Source organism: Hornefia butyriciproducens, from assembly GCF_009695915.1.
GTDB lineage: Bacteria > Bacillota > Clostridia > Peptostreptococcales > Anaerovoracaceae > Aminicella > Aminicella butyriciproducens.
In genome coordinates, this window is record NZ_VUMZ01000010.1 from 41681 (window position 1) to 59865 (window position 18185).

At 54.9% G+C, this 18185-nt stretch carries 20 protein-coding genes; 12 read left to right on the forward strand and 8 right to left on the reverse strand.

Features of this window, described 5'->3' with window-relative positions:
* Positions 1-39 precede the first annotated feature (39 nt).
* From FYJ64_RS09765 to FYJ64_RS09780, 4 genes are read right to left on the reverse strand one after another with little or no spacing between them, the layout of a single operon-like run.
* Positions 40-1116, reverse strand: coding sequence for a hypothetical protein (locus tag FYJ64_RS09765; protein ID WP_154574961.1), 1077 nt, complete (start codon positions 1114-1116; stop codon positions 40-42).
* Positions 1116-2753 carry a ClC family H(+)/Cl(-) exchange transporter gene (locus FYJ64_RS09770; protein WP_154574962.1) on the reverse strand — a complete coding sequence of 546 codons (1638 nt, stop codon included), beginning with the start codon at positions 2751-2753 and terminating at the stop codon, positions 1116-1118. Before FYJ64_RS09770 ends, FYJ64_RS09765 begins: the two co-directional genes overlap by 1 nt.
* A 9-nt stretch (positions 2754-2762) precedes the next feature.
* A complete protein-coding gene (locus tag FYJ64_RS09775) occupies positions 2763-4271 on the reverse strand; it encodes a DUF1846 domain-containing protein (protein WP_154574963.1) in 1509 nt (502 codons plus the stop codon).
* A 15-nt stretch (positions 4272-4286) separates the two neighbouring features.
* Entirely contained in the window at positions 4287-4730 is a 444-nt protein-coding gene (locus tag FYJ64_RS09780; protein ID WP_154574964.1) for a YwiB family protein, read from the reverse strand.
* A gap of 174 nt (positions 4731-4904) precedes the next feature.
* Between FYJ64_RS09780 and FYJ64_RS09785 the strand changes: the two genes are divergently transcribed.
* Complete coding sequence (locus FYJ64_RS09785; protein WP_154574965.1) at positions 4905-6671, forward strand: S1C family serine protease; 1767 nt, start codon at positions 4905-4907, stop codon at positions 6669-6671.
* 267 nt (positions 6672-6938) lie between these two features.
* Here FYJ64_RS09785 and FYJ64_RS09790 read toward each other — a convergent pair whose 3' ends face one another.
* The 4 genes from FYJ64_RS09790 to tadA are packed head-to-tail and all read right to left on the reverse strand — an operon-like array spanning position 6939 to position 9952.
* Positions 6939-7622: a GntR family transcriptional regulator gene (locus tag FYJ64_RS09790; protein ID WP_075713713.1), complete on the reverse strand. Its 684-nt coding sequence runs from the start codon at positions 7620-7622 to the stop codon at positions 6939-6941.
* 16 nt (positions 7623-7638) lie between these two features.
* The gene (locus FYJ64_RS09795; RefSeq protein ID WP_154574966.1) at positions 7639-8586 is read right to left on the reverse strand and encodes a 4-(cytidine 5'-diphospho)-2-C-methyl-D-erythritol kinase; all 948 of its coding nucleotides are present in this window, start codon (positions 8584-8586) and stop codon (positions 7639-7641) included.
* A gap of 5 nt (positions 8587-8591) precedes the next feature.
* Positions 8592-9476, reverse strand: coding sequence for an Ig-like domain-containing domain (locus FYJ64_RS09800; RefSeq protein WP_154574967.1), 885 nt, complete (start codon positions 9474-9476; stop codon positions 8592-8594).
* Positions 9473-9952, reverse strand: coding sequence for a tRNA adenosine(34) deaminase TadA (gene tadA / locus FYJ64_RS09805; RefSeq protein WP_075713707.1), 480 nt, complete (start codon positions 9950-9952; stop codon positions 9473-9475). Before tadA ends, FYJ64_RS09800 begins: the two co-directional genes overlap by 4 nt.
* 40 nt (positions 9953-9992) lie before the next feature.
* Between tadA and FYJ64_RS09810 the strand changes: the two genes are divergently transcribed.
* The 11 genes from FYJ64_RS09810 (at position 9993) to FYJ64_RS09860 (ending at position 18041) form a co-directional block, all read left to right on the forward strand.
* Entirely contained in the window at positions 9993-10172 is a 180-nt protein-coding gene (locus FYJ64_RS09810) for a hypothetical protein (protein WP_154574968.1), read from the forward strand.
* Positions 10173-10299: 127 nt separating this feature from the next.
* A complete protein-coding gene (locus tag FYJ64_RS09815) occupies positions 10300-11127 on the forward strand; it encodes a hypothetical protein (protein WP_154574969.1) in 828 nt (275 codons plus the stop codon).
* Between the two features lie 14 nt (positions 11128-11141).
* Entirely contained in the window at positions 11142-11297 is a 156-nt protein-coding gene (locus tag FYJ64_RS09820) for a hypothetical protein (protein WP_154574970.1), read from the forward strand.
* A 235-nt stretch (positions 11298-11532) separates the two neighbouring features.
* A complete protein-coding gene (locus tag FYJ64_RS09825; RefSeq protein ID WP_206045633.1) occupies positions 11533-12171 on the forward strand; it encodes a CvpA family protein in 639 nt (212 codons plus the stop codon).
* A gap of 96 nt (positions 12172-12267) precedes the next feature.
* Positions 12268-13542 carry a dihydroorotase gene (locus tag FYJ64_RS09830; RefSeq protein WP_154574972.1) on the forward strand — a complete coding sequence of 425 codons (1275 nt, stop codon included), beginning with the start codon at positions 12268-12270 and terminating at the stop codon, positions 13540-13542.
* Complete coding sequence (locus FYJ64_RS09835) at positions 13539-14267, forward strand: dihydroorotate dehydrogenase electron transfer subunit (RefSeq protein WP_154574973.1); 729 nt, start codon at positions 13539-13541, stop codon at positions 14265-14267. The genes FYJ64_RS09830 and FYJ64_RS09835 overlap by 4 nt, the downstream gene beginning before the upstream one ends.
* The gene (locus FYJ64_RS09840; RefSeq protein ID WP_154574974.1) at positions 14261-15172 is read left to right on the forward strand and encodes a dihydroorotate dehydrogenase; all 912 of its coding nucleotides are present in this window, start codon (positions 14261-14263) and stop codon (positions 15170-15172) included. The genes FYJ64_RS09835 and FYJ64_RS09840 overlap by 7 nt, the downstream gene beginning before the upstream one ends.
* Positions 15172-15870, forward strand: a complete 699-nt coding sequence (pyrF, locus tag FYJ64_RS09845) for an orotidine-5'-phosphate decarboxylase (protein ID WP_154574975.1) — start codon at positions 15172-15174, stop codon at positions 15868-15870. The genes FYJ64_RS09840 and pyrF overlap by 1 nt, the downstream gene beginning before the upstream one ends.
* A 163-nt stretch (positions 15871-16033) precedes the next feature.
* Positions 16034-16672 (forward strand): orotate phosphoribosyltransferase, encoded by a 639-nt coding sequence (pyrE, locus tag FYJ64_RS09850; RefSeq protein ID WP_154574976.1) that lies wholly within the window; start codon positions 16034-16036, stop codon positions 16670-16672.
* 1 nt (position 16673) lies between these two features.
* Positions 16674-17594 (forward strand): aspartate carbamoyltransferase, encoded by a 921-nt coding sequence (gene pyrB / locus FYJ64_RS09855; protein ID WP_075713693.1) that lies wholly within the window; start codon positions 16674-16676, stop codon positions 17592-17594.
* Between the two features lie 27 nt (positions 17595-17621).
* Positions 17622-18041, forward strand: coding sequence for an aspartate carbamoyltransferase regulatory subunit (locus FYJ64_RS09860; protein ID WP_075713691.1), 420 nt, complete (start codon positions 17622-17624; stop codon positions 18039-18041).
* Positions 18042-18185 lie beyond the last annotated feature (144 nt).

The following is an 18185-nucleotide window of genomic DNA, read 5'->3' on the forward strand; positions in this document are numbered from 1 at the left end:
CGCAATTAAATTATAACACATTCCAAACTAAAGTAAACCCTAATTCTGCAAAATAAACCCGGTTATTCCGGAGGAAATCTGGAGGAAGCAAACCAGCTCGCCGTAATCGCCGGGGGTCATCCCGTCCAATGTGAGTTTTGTGCCAGTCGTCCTCCTCCACAAAGCCTCCATCGCCGACTTCGCCATCTCGTTCAGAGAGCCGTCCGGATCCGCGCCCGGAAACGGCGGGAGCATGATGTCGGAATCCTCACTGCGACAAAAGAGATGGGTACAGAACGCGTCCTCCCGGAGCGCCGCCTCCTCCCGGGGCATGAATACAGTCCTCGCATCGATCCCGATCGCTTTGTGCAGAGTGGCGATCCATTCTGCCGCACCCGTGAATTCACGCTGCCAGTACACGATATCCTCCTCACGGTGGCCAGCCAGACAAAGACTATAACAATCCGCATCCCGGTCCCACCATGTGCTGGTCAGCATCCGGCGGAATCCTTCCATAAACGCCTGCATATCTGCGCCGGCCAGGAGCCCGGGTACCAGCATCGCGTCCGTGCCGGAAGCCTCAGCGGCCTGGACGTCAGCCTCCAACAGGTGCATCTCATGTCCGTCGGCAGACGCTTCCTCTGCAAGATATCGGGCCTCACCGTTCAGAACGATCCGAATCCGGCGTCCCGCTCCGTCAGTTCCATACCGGTCCTGCAGGAATTTGCGGATCGCCGCAAAGGCCGTTCTTTGTGCCAGCGTCTCCTCCCCGCATGAGAAGGCAACCATGCCGCAGCTGTGTTTCTCCATCTCCTGGAACAAAACACGATACGAGCCGGCCGACAAAGTCCCGCCGAACACCACGAGTTTTTTGTGTCCAGTTCCCGTCAGCGCTCGGAGCATTCCCCGGAGCATGGCAGCCATGCTCCCGTCAGCGACCAGCACAATCATATCACAGAGACTGGAAAATTCACTGAGCTGCAGCTCCAGTTCCTTCAGGCGCCCCGCTCCGGGACTGATTCCGTCCCGGATCCAGGATCGTTTCCAGAGCTCGTCAAGCGCCTTTCCGCTCTTCTCTCTCCACAGACGGATTTCCGCCTCATCACCCGCTCTGCTGTTATCTGCAATGATTCCCATTATCGAATCCTTTCTGTACGACACATCTTCTTCAGAATGCGGTCTGCCTCATCCATTCTGCCCTGATTGCAGAGAACCGTCAGCCGGTCTCCGCCCTTCAGCTCCGTATCACCACCGGGAACCAGTTCCTCCGGACCCCGGAGCACCGAAACCACCAGACATCCTCTGGGCAGTTTCATCTCCTTCAGCCTGCGGCCATCCATGATACTGGAAATATAGACGTCACTTTCAAGCAATACTTTGTTCCGGCGCAGCTGGTCTGTCATGCCACAGTCCGGATCCTTCCGGAGCATCCTCTCCAGCAGTTGTTGATAAATGGGAACGCTGCCCAGCAGATCCGCCGTGATATAGGCGATCAGCGCCACCACGCTCAGCGCAAGAAAATTGGTGAAATCTCCGACCATCTCCGTGATAAGGATTACACCGGTGACCGGGGAGCGGACGATTCCGGCGAAGTATCCCACCATACCGTAGATGACAAAATTGTCGATATAATACTGCGGAATATCAAGAATCTGCGTCACCGCCGTGAAGTACAGACCGCCGGCGATGCCGCCGATGACCAGCAGCGGCATGAAGATCCCGCCCGGAGCTCCGGCGCTGAAGCTCAGAATCGAATAGCAGAACTTCATCATCAGAAGCAGTGCCAGAGCCGACAGAACAAATTTCTCATCCGCCACCTGCGTCACCAGCCGATAGCCGCCGCCCATCGCCATGGGATACCAGAGGCCCAGAGGAATCAGCAGCAGAAAAGGCACTGCCAGACGTCCCGCCTTAGACGGGATAAGATCATAGAGATCCTGAGTAAAGGCGATGCATTTCCCGTAGATCATACCGAAGAAGCCCAGCAGCACGCCCAGCACCGCCAGAGTCCAATACAGCGACAGGGGCAGCGCCTGACGGATGCTCAGGTCGAAGACCGGCGTCAGTCCGAAGACATAGAACGCCACGAAGTCCGAGGCGATGGACGCCGCCATGCTCCCCAGGAGTACGTCAGTGGAAAAGTTTTTGTGCAGGCCCTCCAGCGCAAACACAGCTCCGGCCAGCGGAGCACTGAAGGCGCAGGACAATCCCGCCGCCGCGCCGCAGGTCATCAGCAGTTTCTCCTCCGTAGCCAGGCGGTCGATGAGAGAGGAAAAACCCTTGCCCACCATGGCTCCGAGCTGAATGCTAGGGCCCTCTCTTCCCAGAGAAAGTCCCGCGCCAATAGCCAGCGTGCCGCCGATAATCTTGGCCGGAATCACCTTCCACCATGGCTGAAACACCCTCCCCTTCAGTTCTCCTGCCACCTGAGGAATTCCCGAGCCGGCGCACAGGGGAACCAGACGCACACAGAGCCAGGTGCCCAGAAAGCATCCCGCCAGCACTATCAGCAGAAGCACCGCCATCCGGGGATGCTGCATCATCGCCGTCCCGGGCGACTGCATACCCGGCACTCCCGACGTTCCCGCCGATTCCGCCGCTCCCCCCGCGGCCTCACGCAAAACAGAGTCCCTCAGGGACTCTGCAGCAATCAGGATCCGCCGGAAAAACGACACGACGATCCCTGTAAGGACACCTATACAGCATCCCTGCAGGATCAGCGGATAGCGGATCTCTGAAATTCTTTCAATTGCCTGTTCAGCTTTACTCTTCATATCCGTATATCAGTTCGTATAGAGGTTAGTTGTGACGTATTCCGGATCACAGGTCACATCAATGCCCAGCGACTGGAGCACCTGCTCATCCTGATCACTCAGAATCGCGGTACAGTGCGCCTTGCAGCCGCGCAGTTCCGCAAGCTTGCGAGCAGCGTATTCCGCGGCCGGATTCTGAGTTCCGGACACGGTCAGCGCAATCAGAACCTCTTCACAGGTCAGCGAAGAGCGATCCGACCTGAGCACCTCATCCTTCATCTTCTGCATCGCGTCAAACACCTGCTTGGTAATCAGGAGCATCCCGTCCGGCAGTCCGGCCAGATACTTGATGCTGTTCAGAATCACCGCGGCCGCGGCAACCATCCGACGGGAACTTCTTCCGGTGATGATTTTCCCGTCCGGCATCTCCATCGCCATAACCACAACGTTCTCGTACCGGGAGTCGCACTCCCGTTTCTGCTCCGCATATTCCCGAGCCGGCAGCACGACAGGACGATCCTCCACATCCATGCCGACCTCTCTCATCAGAAGTTCCGAGCGCTCCAGGGAACTCTCGGAAATCTTTCCTTTTTTATAGTCCACCTCCGCAATAAGATATCTGCGGATTATCTCCTGGCAGGCCGCCTCGCGGCATACCTCATCGTCGGTGATTCCGAAGCCTGCGCGGTTAACGCCCATATCCGTCGGCGACTGGTACAGAGCTTCTCCGGTAATCTTCTCAATAATCCGGCGGACGACAGGGAAAACCTCCATGTCCCGGTTGTAATTTACCGCGGGTACGCCGTAGGCCTCCAGATGATAGGAATCGATCTGGTTCACATCTTTCAGATCTGCGGTCGCCGCCTCATAAGCGATATTTACCGGGTGCTTCAGCGGCAGATTCCAGATGGGGAACGTTTCAAATTTGGCGTAATTCGCCCGGATGCCTCGTCGGTAATCATGGTAGAGCTGAGAAAGACATGTAGCCAGCTTGCCACTGCCTCCTCCCGGGCCGGTAACCACCACAAGAGGCTTTGTCACCTCAATGTATGAGTTGGCGCCGTAGCCCTCGTCGCTGACGATCGTATCCACGTCGGTGGGATAACCCTTTGTGAAAAAATGCTTATACGTGCGAATCCCCCTGCGCTCCAGCTTGTTGATGAACATGTTCACCGCCGGCGCGTCCTCATACCGGGTGACCACCACGCTGTTGATCTGCAGATCATACCGGCGAAAATTGTCGATCAGCCGAAGGACCTCCAGATCGTAGGTGATCCCGAAATCATGGCGTGTCTTACTGGTGGTGATATCGCCGGCGTAGATGCAGATGATGATCTCCGCCTCGTCCTTCAGCCGCTGCAGCAGCTTGACCTTGGCGTTCTCATCGAAGCCCGGCAGCACTCTGGCCGCGTGCTTGTCATGCACCAGCTTACCGCCGAATTCCAGATACAGCCGCTCGCCGCTGGCGTGACTGATTCTCTCACGGATATACTTTGACTGTTCTTCAATATACTTCTCTGCGCTGAACCCGATCTTCATCTTTCCTCCAGAACTCTATTTGCCACTGCTTGCTTCGTTTACTTCTATGTGCAGCTCATTTCGGCCTTCCGCCATCCCCTCCAGGCTCACATGGTAATCCACATTGATATCGCCAAGTCCCTCCGGAGAGAGATTGTTCTCCACACGGTTCGTCAGAACCTCCATGTCCATAGCGCCGTAGGGCGTCTCATACTTGCCGAAAAACCGCTGCCCCTTCCGAAATTCCATTTCCATTCCGTAGCCTGCGCCCCGGCCGATCCGTTTCATCCGCACAGAATCGTCCTTCAGCCGCAGGCTGGTCTTACAGCCCGGAAATCCCGAAAACTCACTTTCCTCATAGATCAGATAGGTGGCGCCGTTTCTTTCATAGAGCTGTCCCTCGGTGACAAACTCCATCTGCTCCTCCGCTTCATCACCGGAATACTGCTTCCCGACGATTTTCAGCATGATCTCTTTCATTTCGATACCTCACTGTCATAACGCTGCTTTAACAACTTATTTTACCATAACATTGACGGTTTGCACACATAAAAAACACGAACCGGACCCATAATTTAGCCATCGGGTGGTATAATACCATCAACAATATCCACAGATATCTCACTGTCGTTTAATTCATGGAGGTATGCATATATGGACAAATGGGATGACTATAAATTCAGAAGGTCCCCGGAGGAGACCCTTCCCCGGCAGGACGGACCGTCACAGTCCCCCGGTAATACGGATTCCGGAGCGGACGCTTTCTCTTCCGGCACAAAGCATGATTCGGACGCCGTCTCCGCCGGAGCTTCAGGCACAAAGAATAACGGGAACGCCGACCGGGCCGGCGCGACAGGCACGACCGACGCGGCAGGCACAAAATACAGCGGGGACGCCGACCGGGCCGGCGCGGCTCCGTCCGAGGCGCCGGATCCTTTTTCCGGCACAAATGCCGGTCCCATCGGTGTTAAGGAGACCGGCTCCGATACGGAAGCCGGCGCCTTCGGCTCATCCGTCGAAAATACGGTAGGCAGCGTGAGCACCGGTGATTCCAGACCGGGTGCCGATTCCGCGGGCAGTTCCGTATGGACAGACTGGAGCGGCACAACAGGAAACACAGCCGAAAACTCATCGGCCTACGGATACACTGAAACCGGAGGAAACGCCGCAGCCTACGGGAGCACCGAAGCAGGCGGGAACGACACAGCCTACAGGTACGGCGGCGGATTCGACGGCGGCGGCGGAAACGGCAGCGGATACAACTACGGCTACACTGTTCCGCCGGGGGGCAGGCAGAAGAAGTCTGCACAGCCGATGCAGATCACTAAAAAGGCTTTTGTTCTCATCCTGATTCTGGCCATGCTGGTCACCTCCCTCCTCACCGTCGGAGGCATCGCGCTGTACGACAACCACTTTGCGGCCGGGGCAAATCAGGCGACGAACTACACTTTGTCCTCGTCGACAGAGTCGCTCTCTTACAAGAGCATCATCTCCAAGACCAGTGACAGCGTAGTGTCCATCACGACAGAATCCATGTCCACAGACGCGTGGGCGCAGAATTATGTCACAAAGGGGGCCGGCAGCGGCGTCATCATTCAGTCCAACGGCTACATCATAACCTGCAACCACGTCATCGAGGGTGCGAGTAAGATTACTGTCACGCTGAAGAACAAAAAAACCTATACGGCAACTGTCGTCGGAACCGATTCTGATAACGATATCGCCGTGCTGAAAATACGGGCAACAGGGCTGAAGGCTGCCACCTACGGGAACAGTTCCAAGCTTCAGGTGGGCGACCAGGTCGTGGCAATCGGAAATCCGCTGGGCGAGCTGAGCAACACAGCCACAACCGGCATCATCAGCGCGCTGAACCGTAATCTGACAATTGATGGGAAAAAGCTGAATCTGCTGCAGACAGACGCCTCTATCAATCCGGGCAATTCCGGCGGAGCGCTCTTCAACTCCTCCGGCAATCTGGTGGGCATCGTCGTAGCGAAGTCCTCCGGCTCGGATGTGGAAGGTCTGGGGTTCGCTATCCCCATCAACAAAGCGGCGAAAATCGCGAAACAGCTTATCAAGACCGGAAAGAGCACCAGTTCCAGCAACTCAAGCAGTTCCAGTTCCTCCGGAGACGCAGCCATCGGCGTCACGGTAACGGAGCTTTCTGAAAGCCAAGCAAAAAGCTCAGGCTATGACGCGGCGGGAGTCTACATTTCCTCCGTCACCAGCGCCTACGCGCGGTCTGCGGGACTGGAATCCGGAGACCGCATCGCGGCCGTGGACGGAACATCTGTATCCAGCCTGACTGCTCTGAAGAGCGCACTTAAAAAACATTCGCCCGGAGATAAGGCGAAGATTACTATCGTGCGCGATGGTAAGAAACATACTGTAACCGTCAGGCTGACCTCCGTCAGCAATTAAGGCAGCGGCTGTGCTTTGGGGTTCGGCTGTCTCCGAATCCCTCTGCCGTGGGATGCGCCTCTGCAGCATTGGAATTCAGGCGTCCTCCGCCGCGGAGCACAGCATCATATATATAATCAAAGAGGGGCTGTCGCACAGTTGATTTAAATATCAGGTGGAGCGACAGTCCCTCTTCATTTTTCGGTTTTCTGTTCATATACGTTTTCGGATTATACGATCCGTGTTTTGTTCATATGGGCGCCGGATCGTCCGGATCACGACGGTAATTTACCGTTTACTGTGCTCCTGGAAAGCGTCTTTCCCCTCGTTGATGACGAAATCCTTCAGCTTCTTGACATGCTTGTCGGACACCTCTCTGGCGTTCTCAGGATCGCCTCCGCGAATCGCCTCCACGATATTCATATGCTCGGTCGGCATATTCTCATACCGGGTGAAATCATCGTAATACAGGTACCGGAAACGCAGCGCCAGTTCCTGGATGATCTCAAAGAGACTGCTCAGGGTTTTGTTCCCCGACATCTCAACAATCGTCCGATGAAAACCCTCGTCCTCATGGATGATCTTCTCCATATCTCCGGCAGCAATGGCGTCGCTGTATTCCGTCGTCATGGCGTCCAGTCTGTCCAGCTCCTCCCGGGTGATGCGCTGAGAGGCGAGCGCCGCCGCAAGACCCTCCAGCGACTCGCGAACCACCAGCGTGTCCACCATATCCTTCACCGAAATGTCCGATACATACGCACCGCGCCGCGGCTCGATTACAACCAGACCGTCCTTCTCCAGCTTACGGGTCGCCTCCCGGACCGGCGTCCGGCTGACTCCCATTTCCTCCGCCAGCTCCACCTCCATCATCCGGGTGCCCGGCGCGATACGTCCCGTCAGGATCTGCCGCTTCAGCTGTTCGTACACGATTTCGCGAAGTGGCCTGTGGTTCTGCAATTCAAAATCTATCATTCTCTTCCCTCACACTTTACTTCATCGTCCGGGTCCAGTAGGCTTCATACCCCTGTTTCCGGAGGATCCTGCATGATTTCTGAGCATCCTCCATCCGTCGGAACACCGCGAAAACGGTGGGACCGCTTCCGCTCATCAGCGCCTTCTCCGGATGCATCCGCTCCATTCTTTCCTTTAATTCCGCAACCTTCGGGTAGGCTGCGAGCGTATAATTCTCCAGAACATTGATGAAGTCCTCGTAGACACGCCCGTCCCCGACGACGTTCTCCTCAAGTCTGCGTGCGAGTCTCCGGTTGTCCGGCCGCTCCGGAATATCACAGTTGTCAATGCCCCGATACACTTCCGCCGTTGAAACACTCAGCGCCGGTTTCGCAATGACGATGGAGCGGTCGATCCCCCGCAGCGGCTCCAGCACAGTACCCCTGCCGGTCGCCCTGACACAGGACGCCGCCATGGAATCACGGCGAACCGCAGTCGGGAAGACTTTGTTCCCCCGGGCCTGCCCCACCGCGCTGAAGGGCACGTCAGACCCCAGCTCCTCGCAGAGACTGCAGATTTCCCCCAGAGTAAGCTTCAGTCCGAACATGACATTCATCCCGTGGATCACTGCCGCTCCGTTTCCGGATCCGCCGGCAAGTCCCGCCGCGACCGGAATCCGTTTCAGAATATTGATTTCCAGTCTTCCGGACTCCCAGGAGCTCCCGTACCGGTCAATCATCAGCTCCGCCGCGCGCCAGGCCAGATTTCGCCGGTCAGTCGGCAGATAATAGCGGTTGGTGCGGACAGAAATCCCGATATCGCCCTTCTTTCCGCCGGGAAATCTCACGAATCGCAGCTGCACATCGTCATGAAACGCCAGCTGCTGCATGATCATATCCACCTCATGGTATCCCTGCGCATCGCAGGCTCCCACGTCCAGAGACAGATTTATCTTGGCAAAGGACCGGACTGTAATCTCTTTCATGATTATTACTTCTTTTTCCCTTTCGGGTTCTTGCCGTAGTTTGTAGCTTTCAGCTCCGCTTTTTTCCGGGCTTCCTCTTCCTTCTTCGCCTCAGCGAGAGCCTTCCGTCCGGTTTTGTAGGTGCAGCCCGCCGCAGCGATGGGCCGCGGACCCTTTACATGATAGCAGCCGTCGTCCTCTCTGGCGTAGTACTCATCCAGCTCTTTGTCACGTCTTGCGCGGGCTTCCTTAGCGGCGTTCTTGCGGGCGACCTCCTTCTCATGCTTGGCGAGAACCTCCTCCACGGACTTGCCGGTGCGTTTGGCTTCCTTGTACGGATTGAACGGTTCTTCCTTCTCGTCCTTCTCGTTCTCGTCGCTCTTCTTTCTCTGCTGCCGCATGGAGAACACCATCATTCCGCCGAACATCAGGAACATCATAACCATGTAGATGACTGTATTGCGGCTCTGGTTCATCGTGCGGAAACTGATCTTCACGTCTTTTCCGAGCTTGTTTCCGTCGTTGTCAACAAAATCTCCCGAAATGGTGGCCGTGTAGACGGTGTTGTCCTTGATGGTATTCTTGCCCTTTCCGGTGGTCTTGACTTTATTGGTGTCAATCAGCATCAGAACGTATTTCGGCTCCTTGCTGTTGTAATAGATCAGCGTCGGATAGGAGTGTCCCGTGGAATCTGTAATCTTGAACTTGTCTTTGTTCGCCGCCCTGGAGGCCTTGTTTCCGACTGCGTGATTGAAGTAGACCTTGACGCACATATTGTCCTTGGTCGTATTCTTCGCCCCGTCCTTCGGGTATGTGTTGGTCACCTGGAACGATGACGCCCCAAAAATGAATGTCGCAGCAAGCATTACCATAAGCGCGGCAAGACACGCTATCGCGCCTGTTCTTTTCATACTAAAGTCCTCCGATTCTGTTTTCTTGATTTTCTGAGATCCGAAAAAAACTCTTTCAGGATCCGGGAGCAGTCCTCTTCCAGAACGCCCGTCTCCACCTCAATATTGTGGTTGAGCCGCGGTTCCTCCACGATGTCAAATACGGACCCGCAGGCGCCCGCCTTCGGATCCATCGTGCCGATACAGAGCTTCTCCATCCGGCTCCAGACCAGCGCGCCTGCGCACATGGCGCAGGGCTCGCAGGTGACATACATGGTGCAGCCGGGAAGTCTCCAGCCTCCCAGCCGTTCTGCCGCCTGGCGGATAGCGTTCATTTCCGCGTGAGCCGTGGGATCCTTCCGGGTCTCTGTCAGATTGTGTCCCCTGGCGATGATCTCGCCGTTCCGGACGATCACCGCACCGATGGGAACCTCCCCCAGCCGGAACGCCTTCTCCGCTTCGTTCAAAGCTTCTTTCATATATTCGTACTTACTCATACACCTAAAAAGTATACAACACTTCCATACAGTATTCAAGATGTTTTTGTACAGAATTCCGTGCATTACGGAGCATTCCGTCCCCGTCTTCTGCTATGAAAACCGGTATCGTTTTCTGCTTCGGAACACTGACTTTGAAGCGATTGTCGGAAAGCAGACTATGCAGCGGTTTGCAATGACCAGTTTCACGATATCCTGCTATGCAGAAGGAAGGGATTAAAATGCCCTTCTATCTATCATTATATTTACAAAAATTGGATAATTCCGTAAATTTGTTGACTTTTTTGTGACAAAACAATATAATATGATGTAAGTCTATTTGTTTATGTTTCGGAAAGGAGTCTACAATGCAGTCAAGATGTAGAAAATATAAAAAACTGATTTCAAAGACATTGAGTGTCTTTGCACTGTGCGCTGTGCTGACGGTTAGTGCATTTGCGGATACGGAAACTGCCGAATATTCAATTCACGCTGATTCCAAAAGCAATATTACTGCATACAATGACTTTGTGCTGCAGCCAGCTGTTTCAAAATCTGTATCCGAATATGAAATGATCAAGGAGTTGAGACAATATCCAACAGATACGTTGAAAGAAAATGGATTTTCACAAAAGGAAATCACTGCAATTAAAGGTCCATTGAAAGCAAAATCAAAGTATGGAAATATAACATATACCATCAACTATGATAAAATGTACCAGAAAAACGGCGAAACGTTCTTAAGAACAAAAATGACGTGGGATTGGAGTAAAGCACCAATATGTCTTTTAACGGACATTCCCGCGATGACAACCAGTGAAACATTTACTAAGGACTCTGCCACCGCAAAAGTGCAATATTATGCATATGGAAATAAAAACAAAAAAACCAGTACTTCCTCTCCCAAAGTAAAGACCGCGAATGCCGGTCAAGGAGTATACATTAAACTCAGTATGGGCAAAAACTTTGATGTATCGGAACATTCTTATAAAGAAATCCCCTTATCAGGGTCAATTACAACATCGTGGAGTGTGAGCAAAAAGCTCAAGCAAGTTGGCATTGCATCAAATTATGGGCATACCATTCTTTCATGTACTCCATCGGTATCTTTTGGTCGCTCTGCTGCAATCGGTTTCACGCCCGAAAAGAGATGTAAATACGGGGACGAGGCATACATGAAGGCAACTTTGAAATAGCAGAGGAGAGCAAAATGAAATTTAACGGATGGATTCTGCTGCTGGTCTGCATACTGGCAGGATTTTTGGCTTATATATCAGTAGAAGGTTATTTGGGTGACGGAATTGCAACTATTTGTTGCTTTATGGCGCCGGCAATTGTATACATCGGGAACAAAATAAGCAAATGATATGCGGAGCCCCAATCCTGACAAGCGTTCAACGCGTCATTATCGTTCAAGGCTGTCACTACGAAGGAAATCGCATAAAAATAATCACAGAAGGAAGGTATGTTCAGGAGAACGAGAGACTGCCGTGGTGTGTAGAAGTGCAACTGCGCTGTGTTGCTGCAACACGGCATTGCTTTTTTTATGTTTTTTTAGTAACATATACGGTAAAGAAAATGAAAAAGGAGGGCTCCGCCCTATGATTATGGATATCGCCGCGGGGATTATCATCGTTCTGTCGGCAGTCTTTTACTGTCGCAGGGGGTTTGCGGCATCAGTCATCAATATGCTTCAGTGGTTTCTCTGCATCGTCGTCGGACTGCTGCTCTGTGATAACGCCACCCGGCTCCTGACCGGACATACCGGAGCGGGAAATTTTCTGAACGGCGTATTCGAGAAAAAGCTGGCCTCCACTGGCAGCCCGCACACACAGGCACAGTCGGTATACGATGTGTTTCACGGCTATATCAGCAGCAATTCCCAGATGGTTTCCAATCCGGGAGCCTCGGACATCACTCAGATTGTCCTGGCGATTCTGTCCTTTTTTGTAATCATCGCCGCGGTGAAGCTGCTGCTGTGGCTGTTCTGCAAAATCTTCCCGCAGGAAAGCTATGACGGAATCCGCCGTTTCTTCGACCGGCTGACGGGAATTGTCTGCGGAACCGGAATGGGCATCATCTATGTTCTTCTGGCGCTGACGATGCTGCTGGCACTGATGGCGGTGTTACCGTCGGGTATCGCGTCTGCGCTGTCCGGTACGCTGGACAGTTCCTTTGTGACCGGCAGCCTGTACACCAACAACCCGCTGCTGCCCCTGCTCCGGAATCTGTTCACCTGAAGCTGACAATTCTTCTTGCAGGAGGGCTTGACAGTGACCCGGGTTTGTGATATAAAATTAAAAGTTTGAGTTTTTTCGGAACAGGAAGGACACGACATGGCAATTCTGCTGACGAACGGCAACGTATACTGTGACAGAGGTTTTCAGAGGACGGACCTTCTCATTTCAGAAGGACGGTCATTCGTTTTTGAAAAACCCGACCTCCGTCACGCAGACCGTACAATCGACTGTAAAGGCAAGATCATTATTCCCGGCTTAGCGGATGTACACGTACATTTCCGTGAACCCGGGTTTTCTTATAAAGAGACCATACGCACAGGCTCCGCGGCGGCAGCTGCCGGAGGCTATACCTGCGTCTGCACCATGCCGAATCTGAATCCGGCGCCTTCAACAAAGGAAGGTCTGCAGGTCCAGCTGGACCTGATCCGCAGGGATTCTCTCATCGACATTGTTCCCTACGGAGCCATCACCGCTGATCAGGACGGCCGCAGCCGTCTGTCCGACATGGAGACACTGGCTCCCTTCGTCTGCGCCTTCACCGATGACGGTAAAGGCGTACAGGCAGGTGCACGGATGGAGGAAGCCATGCGGCTGGCGAAGTCTCTGCATCGCATGATCGTCGCCCACTGCGAGGACGAGAGCCTCCTGGGCGGACGCGCTGTCCACGACGGCGTCTATGCGAAGAAGCTGGGCATCCGAGGAATATCTTCAGAAAGTGAATGGCGGCAGGTAGAACGGGACGTGGAGCTGGCGGCGAAGACCGGCTGCGCTTATCACGTCTGCCATATTTCCACAAAGGAAACCGTGGAAATTATTCGGCAGGCAAAGAAAAGCGGCGTGGATGTGAGCTGTGAGACAGGCCCTCACTATCTGGTCCTGTGCGATGAGGATCTGCAGGATCTCGGACGGTTCAAAATGAATCCGCCGATCCGCAGCGCGGACGATCGGGACGCACTGCGAGAGGGTCTTGCGGATGGCACAATCGACATGATCGCCACCGACCACGCTCCCCACAGCGCAGAAGAGAAATCCCGGGGAATTCTGGACAGCGCCTTCGGCATCGTCGGACTGGAAACCGCTTTCCCTGTCCTGTACAGCCGGCTGGTGTGCCGGGACAGACTCATCACAACAGAAAAGTTAATCGACCTGATGGCTCTCGCGCCGAGACGGCGCTTCCCCCTCCCGGGCGGACCCATCACAGACGGCGCCCGCGCGGATGTGACCGTCATCGACCCGGAGGCTTCCTTTGTGATAAACCCGTCGGACTTCCGAAGCAAAGGAAAAGCCACGCCATTTGAAGGCTGGGAGGTTCAGGGGAAGGTACAGATGACCTTCTGCGCCGGTACGCCGGTATATGAGGTAGAACAATGAAGCAGCAATATCTGACCGTCCGATCGGTCACCGAAATTCAGAAAAACATATATAAGATGAAGCTTTCCGGCAACTGCACGGAAATTTCCGCTCCCGGACAGTTCATCAATATCCGCCTCGCGGGCTTTTACCTGCGGCGTCCGATCTCCATCGCCAGCTGGGACGCCGCCAGCCTCACCATCGTCTTTCGGACTGTGGGGGCCGGAACAGAGGCTCTTTCCCGTGTCGAGCCGGGCACATCGCTGGACGTGCTGATGCCTCTGGGCAACGGTTTCGACCTTACAAAGGGCGGTAGCAGTCCCCTCCTCATCGGAGGCGGCATCGGTCTTCCGCCGGTTTACGGGTTGGCTCGCGCCATGGTGCAGGAGGGCATGACGCCCCGGGTCATCGCCGGGTTCAACACAAAGAATGATGTGATTCTGACAAAGGACTTCAACTTCCTGGGCATCGAACCGGTCATCACAACGATGGACGGAAGCGAGGGACTGCGGGGCACAGTAACGGACGCCGCTGCAAACGCCGACACCGGCTATGTCTATGCATGCGGTCCGGAGCCGATGCTGAAAGCAGTTTACGACATCTGCGGCGACGGACAGTTCAGCTTCGAAGCGCGCATGGCCTGCGGCTTCGGCGCCTGCATGGGCTGCAGCTGCAAAACAAAGTACGGGTACAAACGGATCTGCAAGGACGGTCCTGTTCTGCAAAAGGAGGAGATCATATGGTAAACACACAGGTTCACCTTTGTGGCCTCACCCTGGACAACCCTGTCATCCCCGCCAGCGGCACCTTCGGCTACGGCAGGGAATTCGCGGAACTCTACGACCTGGATATCCTGGGTTCCATCTCATTCAAGGGCACGACGCCGGAGGAACGGGGCGGCAATCCCCTCCCCCGCATCGCGGAATGCCCGCAGGGAATGCTGAACTCCGTAGGGCTGCAGAATCCCGGGCTGGAGGAGGTCTGCACCCGCGAACTGAAGGAACTTGCGAAAATCTATCACAAGCCGGTCATCGCCAACATCAGCGGATTCTCAGTCGAGGATTACGTGACCTGCGCAAGAGCCATGGACCGGGAGGAGCAGGTGGGCATCATCGAGGTCAATATCAGCTGCCCCAATGTCCATAACGGCGGAATGGCTTTCGGAACAGATCCCGCTTCTGCGGCCGAGGTAACAAAGGCGGTCCGGCGCGTCACGGACAAACCGGTGTTCATGAAGCTGTCACCGAATGTCACTGATATCGCTGAAATCGCCCGTGCCTGCGAGGCAGCCGGAGCGGACGGCCTGTCGCTGATCAACACCCTTCTGGGAATGCGCATCGACATTCAGCGCCGGCAACCGGTGCTGGCAAATAAAATGGGAGGCTACTCCGGTCCGGCCATCTTCCCGGTGGCGGTCCGCATGGTATATCAGGCGGCGCGGGCGGTCAGAATCCCGATTATCGGGATGGGCGGTATCTCCACGGCAGAGGATGTCATCGAGATGATGATGGCCGGTGCCACGGCGGTACAGGTGGGTGCTGCGAACCTGGTGGATCCGTTCGCCTGCCCCAACATCATCGAGACTCTCCCGACCCTGATGGAAAAGCTGAATATCAGAAATCTTGAAGAAATAATAGGAGTGATTGAATAATGGCCAAAGACGTCATCATCGCCTGCGATTTTCCAGGCAAAGCAGAAACCCTGGCATTCCTGGACCGGTTCACCGGCCGGAAGCCCTTTGTTAAAATCGGCATGGAACTGTTTTACGCTGAAGGACCCGACATCGTGCGGGAGATTAAGGCGAGGGGGCACAAAATCTTCCTCGATCTGAAGCTCCACGACATCCCGAACACGGTAGAAAAAGCGATGGCCTCGCTGGCCCGCCTGGAAGTGGACATGACCAACGTCCACGCGGCCGGCACCATTGAAATGATGAAGGCCGCCCGCAGAGGCCTCACCCGCCCGGACGGCAGCCGTCCTATCCTGATCGCCGTCACCCAGCTGACCTCTACCAGCCAGCGTGCGATGGAACAGGATCTGATGATCCATGCGCCCATCGCAGAGGTGGTCACACAGTACGCCCGGAACACCAGAGAGGCCGGGTTGGACGGCGTGGTCTGCTCGCCCCTTGAGGCCGGCGTGATCCACAAGGCATGCGGTGAAGATTTTCTGACCGTAACCCCGGGCATCCGTTTCGCCGGGGCCGCCGCAGATGACCAGTCCAGGATTACCACTCCCGCCAGAGCGAGAGAGATCGGCAGCGACTACATCGTCGTAGGCCGCCCTGTCACCAAAGCGAAGGATCCCGTCGCCGCCTACGAGCGATGCCTGACGGATTTCCTCGGCTGACGCCGGGCGACAGCCGGGCGGAACATAGCCCCCGAGCCTCGGAGCATGTGGTCGAGCGTAAGGCAGGCGAGAGAACAGCCTGCAAGGAGCGGCGAGATGCGCGCCGGGCTCGCGAGGAGAAAGACTGACAATTTGTTAATTCAGATACACGGAAGGAGTACACATGAGTAAGCAAGAAATCGCGCGGGGGCTGCTGTCCATCGGAGCTGTTTTTCTGCGGCCGGAGGATCCCTTCACCTGGGCCAGCGGCATTCAGAGCCCTATCTACTGTGACAACAGGCTGACGCTGACCGCGCCGGACGTGCGGATTAAGGTCGAGCAGGGTCTGGTTCGCATCATTCAGGAATGCTACCCTGACTGCCAGCTGGTCATGGGAACCAGCACCGCAGGCATTGCTCACGCAGCAATCGTCGGGCACCTGATGAATCTTCCCATGGGTTATGTCCGGGGCAGCCGTAAGGATCACGGCCGTACCAACCAGATTGAAGGAAAGCTTGTCCCCGGGGAAAAGACCGTCGTCATCGAGGACCTGATTTCCACCGCCGGTTCCTGCTGCGAAACCGTCGAAATCCTCAGAGAAGCCGGTGCGGAGGTCCTGGGAGTTGCCAGCATCTTCACCTACGGCATGCAGAAGGGACTCGACCGCCTGGCGGAGCACAACACAGAAAATCACAGCCTCTGCGACCTGGACACTCTGGTTGAAGTAGCTGTGGAAGCCGGATATATCAAGCCGGAGGACAAAAATAAAATACTGCGTTTCAGAAAAAATCCGTCTGACGGCGGATGGATGAAGGAGGACTGACATGAGCGAAATTCGCAACCTGATTAACATCACGGACTTTTCGGTGGAGGAAATCGATCACCTGATCGAGGTCGCCGATGATATCATCGCACAGCCGGAAAAATACCAGGACATCTGCGCCCACAAAAAACTGGCCACACTGTTCTTTGAGCCGAGCACCAGAACGCGTCTGAGCTTCACCGCGGCCATGATGGAACTGGGCGGGAACGTACTGGGCTTCGACGACGCCAGCACCAGCTCCACCAAGAAGGGAGAAAGTGTCAGCGATACAGTCATCATGGCAGGCTGCTATGCGGACATTATTGCCATGCGCCACCCCAAGGAGGGCGCTCCGGTCATTGCCGCGACAAAGACAACCGTTCCGATTATCAATGCGGGCGACGGCGGTCATTTCCACCCGACTCAGACCCTGACCGACCTCCTGACCATCAGCCGGAAAAAGGGCGGCCTCGGGAATTTCACCATCGGTCTCTGCGGCGACCTGAAGTTCGGCCGCACGGTCCACTCTCTGATCGAGGCTCTGATGCGCTATGAAAATGTGAAATTCGCTCTGATCTCACCCGAAGAACTGCAGCTCCCCGACTATGTGAAGGAAAACATGGACCGCGCCGGCGCTGAGTGGGTGGAATACCGCAAGCTGGAGGACGCAATGCCGGAACTGGATATTCTGTACATGACCCGCGTCCAGAAAGAGCGCTTCTTCAACGAAGAAGACTACGTCAGACTGAAGGACAGTTTCATTCTGAATCTGGAGCTCCTGGAGCCCGCCAAGAAGGATCTGATCATCATGCATCCGCTGCCTCGTGTCAATGAAATTTCCGTAGAGGTGGACAATGATCCGCGGGCCTGCTATTTCTACCAGGCACTCTGCGGCAAATACATCAGAATGGCACTGATTCTCTATCTTCTGGGCATCAAATAGATTTAAACAGGAAAGCGAGGTACATTAATGAATATCGATGGAGTAAACACCGGCGTCGTACTAGATCACATCAAGGCAGGAAAAAGCATGCAGATCTATGAACTCATGCGGCTCGACAAGCTGAAATGCTGCGTTGCCATCATCCAGAACGCAGACAGCGCGAAATACGGAAAAAAGGATATCATCAAGGTAGACGGCGACCTTAACCTGGATTTTGACATACTGGGATATATCGACAGCAACATCACCGTCAACATCGTCGAGAACGGCCGCCTGGAGAAAAAGGTTCACCTGGACCTGCCCGAGACGCTGACTAATGTCATCAAATGCAAGAATCCACGCTGCATCACATCAATCGAGCAGGAAATCCCCCACAAATTCCGTCTCGTCGATCGGGACAAAAAAGTGTACCGCTGCATCTACTGCGACGCGGAATACACTGAATAGACGTCCATTTCACCAAAAGCCGGCCTTTGCAAAAAGACCGGCTTTTACTGTACAGAGCGACCCTTACTGTGCCGACGGTTTGCCGTACAGAACGACCGGCGGGCGAACCGGATTCTCCGCAGCTCCTCCACCGGCGTGCAGATA